This is a genomic window from Nocardia tenerifensis NBRC 101015, assembly GCF_000308715.1.
GTDB lineage: Bacteria > Actinomycetota > Actinomycetes > Mycobacteriales > Mycobacteriaceae > Nocardia > Nocardia tenerifensis.
Map to the genome: position 1 here is coordinate 1 of NZ_BAGH01000060.1, position 1,186 is coordinate 1,186.

Consider the following 1,186-nt stretch of genomic DNA (forward strand, 5'->3'; position numbering starts at 1 on the left):
GTCTGCGACATCCTCGCAGGCGGTCGCCCGCGATGCCGCACTCTCACTCGGGAGTTGCACCGACTTTAGGGCTCTATTCCGAGTGCGTGGCCCGAGAGATGGTGCGGGATCTATTGGGTTGCGCGGTTGATGACGCTTGGCGTGCGCGCCGATGCCTAGAGCGGTCTCGTCTGCGACGTCCCCGCGGGCAGTCGCCTACGACGCTGCACTGTCTCTCGGGAGTTGCACTGAGTTTGGGGTTCTATTCCGAGTGCGTGGCCCGAGAGGGGGTGCGGGGGTGGGGGATTGGTTGCGTCACGTGACGGTTGTTTAGGGGTGGTGGCGGCGGTGGTCGGTGGCGAAATCGTCGGCGATGGTGGCGGCGAGTTCTACGTAGGCGCGTTTGGTGTGTTTGTGGAGGCGGTGGAGGTCGATTTCGGCGCCTTCGGACATGTGGGGGTCGAAGGGGATGATGTGCACGGCGCGGCAGCGGGAGAGGAAGTATTCTCGTAGCTGCTGGATGCCGACGTTCGGGGAACCCGCGCGTGGGGAGTTGATCACCACTACCGCGTTGCGGACCAGGTGATCGTGGCCGTGCAGTGACAGCCAGTCGAGGGTTGCGGCGGCGCTGCGGGCTCCGTCGATCGCGGGGGAGGAGATGAGCACCAGCGAGTGCGCCAGGTCTAGCACGCCCGACATCGCCGAGTGCATGAGGCCGGTGCCGCAATCGGTCAGGATGATGTTGTAGAAGCGCTGCAGGATGCGGGCGACCGCGCGGTACTCCTCCTCGCTGAACGCCTCCGACGCCGCCGGATCGCGTTCGCTGGCAAGCACTTCCAGTCGGCTCGTGGCCTGCGAGGTGTGCCTGCGCACGTCCGAGTAGCGCTGGATCGACGGGTCGAGCAGCAGGTCGCGCACGGTGGACCTGGTCTGCAACGGCACCCGCTGCGACAGGGTGCCGAAGTCGGGGTTGGCGTCCACCGCGATCACCCGGTCGCCTCGGATGGACGCGAAGATCGACCCGATACCCATTGTGGTGGTGGTCTTTCCGACGCCGCCCTTCAGCGAGAGCGTCGCGATCCGATAGTCGCCGCGCACCGGCTGCCTGATCCGCGCGACCAACTCCTGTAGTCGCAGCTCCTCCGCGGACAGCCCCGGATTGATCGCGCCGCCGGACACGTGATGCACGGCCTTGCGCCAGCCGCTG

General features: G+C 66.6%; 1 protein-coding gene. It reads right to left on the reverse strand.

Annotated elements, in window-relative coordinates; genetic code table 11:
* Positions 1-309: 309 nt before the first annotated feature.
* A partial coding sequence (locus tag ON39_RS05235; RefSeq protein ID WP_040731626.1) for a MinD/ParA family ATP-binding protein occupies positions 310-1,186 on the reverse strand: 877 nt, incomplete at its 5' end.